The 4,232-nt window shown below is 43.3% G+C and carries 6 protein-coding genes; 2 read left to right on the top strand and 4 right to left on the bottom strand.

Annotated features, from left to right (window positions below):
- Positions 1-180: 180 nt before the first annotated feature.
- The 3 genes from AAC854_RS21485 to AAC854_RS21475 form a co-directional block, all read right to left on the bottom strand.
- On the bottom strand, positions 181-477 hold the full coding sequence (locus AAC854_RS21485) for a putative quinol monooxygenase (protein ID WP_340618871.1): 297 nt from the start codon (positions 475-477) through the stop codon (positions 181-183).
- Between the two features lie 129 nt (positions 478-606).
- A complete protein-coding gene (locus AAC854_RS21480; RefSeq protein WP_340618870.1) occupies positions 607-849 on the bottom strand; it encodes an Acb2/Tad1 domain-containing protein in 243 nt (80 codons plus the stop codon).
- Positions 830-958: a lysis system i-spanin subunit Rz gene (locus AAC854_RS21475; protein ID WP_422824117.1), complete on the bottom strand. Its 129-nt coding sequence runs from the start codon at positions 956-958 to the stop codon at positions 830-832. The genes AAC854_RS21480 and AAC854_RS21475 overlap by 20 nt, the downstream gene beginning before the upstream one ends.
- 383 nt (positions 959-1,341) lie before the next feature.
- Between AAC854_RS21475 and AAC854_RS21465 the strand changes: the two genes are divergently transcribed.
- A complete protein-coding gene (locus tag AAC854_RS21465) occupies positions 1,342-2,226 on the top strand; it encodes an IS982 family transposase (RefSeq protein ID WP_340618869.1) in 885 nt (294 codons plus the stop codon).
- A gap of 405 nt (positions 2,227-2,631) precedes the next feature.
- Positions 2,632-3,915 (top strand): glutamate-1-semialdehyde 2,1-aminomutase, encoded by a 1,284-nt coding sequence (gene hemL / locus AAC854_RS21460; RefSeq protein WP_340618868.1) that lies wholly within the window; start codon positions 2,632-2,634, stop codon positions 3,913-3,915.
- A 62-nt stretch (positions 3,916-3,977) separates the two neighbouring features.
- On the opposite strand, the gene AAC854_RS21455 is transcribed toward hemL, so the two are convergent.
- Positions 3,978-4,139, bottom strand: coding sequence for a hypothetical protein (locus AAC854_RS21455; protein ID WP_340618867.1), 162 nt, complete (start codon positions 4,137-4,139; stop codon positions 3,978-3,980).
- Between the last annotated feature and the right edge of the window lie 93 nt (positions 4,140-4,232).

Here is a 4,232-nt window from a genome sequence, read left to right as displayed (position 1 = left end):
AGACCGCAAGGTGTTTTAACAAATCAAAAGGGGTTTTTATAGCAGACTTATAGCTGTAAGCTCTACGGAACCCCCAGCCAAGCTGGGGGTTTTCTATATACAAAAAAGCCACCACGGGATGTGATGGCGAATAAATAGAGTTAACCGAGCAATTCTCATGGATCGCTTAGGATATGATGTTTATGCTTTAGTTAACGCACTGTCCATGAATATGAAGGTAGGCTCTTTCCGCTTGTATTTATTAATCATGGGGACAAGACGCTGAAAATGCTCACTCGCACAATGAGCATCCAAAGCAGCCTTGTCAGGCCATTCTTCTATAAAGATAAAATGTCCCACATCTTTCTGGTCAACATACAAGTCGTAAGCAATACAGTGAGGTTCACGCTTGGTTGCCTCGACTAACTCACGATAAAGAGGAAGGACAATATCTATAGCATCAATCTGGATGAAATCTTCTGCAATTACTTTTAACATTTCTGTTCTCTCAAAGTTATGTCAAAAACGACAATACAATAATAAATAATCTTGTAAATTTGCACTAAGATAAATCCGGTGTGAGGGTATAGGTGCACTTGTCCAGTATCATTTACTCTGAGGTGGCAATCAGAATGTAGTTGGTTGAGCCACGGCACGAACCCAACACATAATGCCCTTTTGCAGGTTAGTTCGCCCTTCGTTCAGCCAACGCATATCAATTTGGTGGTTTCCTGTTTGTGCATTTGTAACTGCTAAATAGTCATAGAGTTGACCTAATTCTTCACCCAGCGCCTTAATCTTGTTCATGCAATTAATTTCATCTTGGGTAAGTTCACGATAGCCAGTGATTTTACGGTGTTGGTTTTCCATTGTTTCCTCTGCATTCAATGTTGATATAATCCTGCAAATACTTCATCTGCCTCTCGTTCTCCGCCATCATTTCTCTGAGACGGAAATAATCTTGTCGAGCTGGCTCGATAAGTTGTGGGGCTCCTGCATCACCCACGCTGCCGAAGGTAACCACACCCAAATCTCGTGGAATGGAAAAACATTAGAAAATTGCCCTGATGGTCACCGTTACCGTGCCATCGGGAATTCAATGGCCGTGCCTGTGATGGCATGGATTGGGAAACGAATTTTAATGCAGATGAGGCAACCATGAAAAAACTAACAACAGCCAATGAGTTATTGCGATGTGATTTCGATACGTATTGCGGCAAATAGTTCAGCGTGATTTAGCTGCTGGCATGCTGATTTTCAGAGGATAATTAACCCGAATTCTGGATAAGAAATTGACGAGAAGCCTGTTCCAGGAGCAAAGTTTTGGTGCACACCAAAAACAGCTCCGAGGTGGAACAGGCTATGGACAAGTTAGTTGAAATTTTCTGCGATGTCGACGATTTTTGTCGTCTTTTCATCCCTCAATGGGAACAATTTTGTCTCGATAGCGGGCATCGTTTACGTCGCCGACAAGGCCATATGTATCCCAGTGAAATCATGACCCTTTTGATCCTTTTTCATCTGTCGCATTACCGTGATTTTAAAAATTTTTATCTAGAACATATTTGGAAATATCACCATAAGGATTTTCCAACCTTGGTCAGCTATCCTCGTTTTGTCAGTGTGGCACCTTCCGTTTTGGTGCCACTATGTAGCTATCTGACTCAATTAAAAGGGAAACCCACAGGCATTGCTTTTATTGATTCCACCCGTTTGAGTGTCTGCCATAACATTCGCATCCCTCGACATAAGGTCTTTGCGGGGATAGCAAAGCGCGGAAAAAATTCAATGGGCTGGTTTTACGGTTTCAAATTACACTTGGTTGTCAATCATCAGGGGGAAATTCTAGCGCTTAAAGTGACTGCGGGTAATGTGGATGATCGGGAACCTGTTCGTGAATTATCAAAAGAATTAACGGGTTCTCTTTACGGTGACAAAGGTTATCTCAGCCAGGAATTGGCGGACGATTTAGCCAAAACCGATGTCACTTTCATCACGAAAAAACGGCGCAACATGAAAGCGTGCATGCAAGCTGAGTGGGATAAGATAATGTTAAAAAAGCGTTTTATTATTGAAACGATTAATGGGCAATTAAAATTGATTTCTCAGATAGAGCATTCGCGTCACCGAAGTATAAAAGGATTTATGTTAACCGTTTTAGGTGGACTGATTGCTTACTGCCTTAAATTGAAGAAACCATCACTGAAAGTTTTCTACTTAGAAGAAGATGTTCCAATGATGGCTTAAGCAGAATTCGGGTTAGCTAATAAACTGGTCAGCATTATCTGGCTTATATTGCCAGATGGTGTTGATTTTAATATGAAAAAATCTTTTGCTATGTGAATTAATGTTAGTTGTCAAAAAACAGATGCTTTATTGAGTTTGCAGGTTTTGATGGGAAAACGCTAAACCGCCCCTGTAATAGCCTGAAGTGTGCCAAGGTATTTAGTACTTGCACTAATTGAGTGAATTATCATCGCCATAATCCAACCTTGGCACCAATTGCTCAAATTGCACACGACTCTATCACGCTTATTTCTGTTCAGAGATCTCTCACAAACTCTCATCTACATGATAATTTGGCTTCCCCATTGGGGTGCTTTAGAATGGCATTCCCATATCTGTACCGTTATCTTTCAGGAGCTTTTATTAATGAGCCAGTCCGAAACGCTTTACTCTCAGGCAAAACATGTGATCCCCGGCGGTGTCAATTCACCTGTACGTGCTTTTAACGGTGTTGGCGGTACGCCTGTCTTTATCCAACGTGCTGATGGTGCCTATCTTTATGATGTCGATAACAATACCTATATCGATTATGTCGGTTCATGGGGACCAATGGTGCTTGGGCATAACCACCCTGCCATCCGTAATGCCGTCATTGAAGCTGCCGAACGTGGCCTGAGTTTTGGCGCGCCAACCGCTGCCGAAGTGGAAATGGCAAAATTGGTCACAAAACTGGTACCTTCTATGGATATGGTTCGTATGGTGAACTCAGGTACAGAAGCGACCATGAGTGCCATTCGTCTGGCTCGCGGTTATACCCAACGCGATAAGATTATTAAATTTGAAGGCTGCTACCACGGTCACGCTGACTGCCTGTTGGTTAAAGCAGGTTCTGGTGCCCTGACTATCGGTCAGCCAAACTCTCCGGGTGTTCCCGCGGATTTTGCTAAACATACCCTGACTTGCACCTACAATGATTTGAACTCTGTTCGCGAAGCCTTCGAAAAATATCCTGAAGAAATTGCCTGTATCATTGTTGAACCTGTCGCGGGCAACATGAACTGTATTCCGCCATTGCCAGAATTCCTGCCGGGCCTGCGTAAGCTGTGTGATGAATTTGGGGCCTTGCTGATCATTGATGAAGTAATGACAGGTTTCCGCGTTGCTCTGGGTGGTGCGCAGGAATATTACGATGTTAAGCCGGATTTGACATCGCTTGGCAAAATCATCGGCGGTGGTATGCCTGTAGGTGCTTTTGGTGGTCGTCTGGAAATCATGGAAAAATTGGCGCCAACCGGCCCTGTTTATCAGGCGGGAACTCTTTCTGGTAACCCAATCGCGATGGCTGCGGGTTTAGCTTGCCTGAACGAAGTTGCCCAAGCGGGTATTCATCAACGTCTGAGTGAATTAACCGACAAACTGGCTACTGGCCTGAAAAATGCCGCATCGGCAGCAGGTATTCCTCTGGTTGTTAATCACGTCGGTGGCATGTTCGGTATTTTCTTTACCGATGCGGAAAGCGTTACCTGCTATCAGGATGTGATGAAGTGCAATGTAGAACGCTTCAAGCAGTTTTTCCACTTAATGCTGGATGAAGGCGTTTATCTGGCTCCTTCTGCGTTTGAAGCAGGGTTTATGTCCATTGCTCATTCAGATGAAGATATTCAGCGTACCGTTGATGCAGCCGCGCGTTGTTTTGTAAAACTGAAATAAATACCCGCTTGCTAAGACGCCACAATTTATCCACTACGAACCCGTGGCGTCTGAATAAATATTCACACTAAAGCCCGTATCGCCTGAATCGCTGACATTATCGCCAAAACACCAAGCAAAATCAGTACCAACCAACGAAAATGCTGTGGGCTAATCTGTGATCTCAGGCGAGTACCAATAAAAAGAGAAAGCAGGGATAACACAGTTAATATATAACTTTTCATAATTATGAGAATTTCATATTTCCTATTCCTTTCCAACTATTTGCTGAAGCGGCATTCAAGAAAATCTTAACTCTTTTGATGAGCTGCCACATA

Origin of the sequence: Xenorhabdus entomophaga (assembly GCF_037996725.1) — a bacterium.
Lineage (GTDB): Bacteria > Pseudomonadota > Gammaproteobacteria > Enterobacterales > Enterobacteriaceae > Xenorhabdus > Xenorhabdus khoisanae.
Note: the sequence above shows the minus strand (reverse complement) of the source record. Positions and strands in the feature narration are given on the sequence as shown.

Coding starts and splice junctions, on each gene's coding strand:
- AAC854_RS21485 (WP_340618871.1), bottom strand. CDS start 477: ATGTTAAAAGTAATTGCAGAAGATTTCATCCAGATTGATGCTATAGAT.
- AAC854_RS21480 (WP_340618870.1), bottom strand. CDS start 849: ATGGAAAACCAACACCGTAAAATCACTGGCTATCGTGAACTTACCCAA.
- AAC854_RS21465 (WP_340618869.1), top strand. CDS start 1,342: ATGGACAAGTTAGTTGAAATTTTCTGCGATGTCGACGATTTTTGTCGT.
- hemL (WP_340618868.1), top strand. CDS start 2,632: ATGAGCCAGTCCGAAACGCTTTACTCTCAGGCAAAACATGTGATCCCC.
- AAC854_RS21455 (WP_340618867.1), bottom strand. CDS start 4,139: ATGAAAAGTTATATATTAACTGTGTTATCCCTGCTTTCTCTTTTTATT.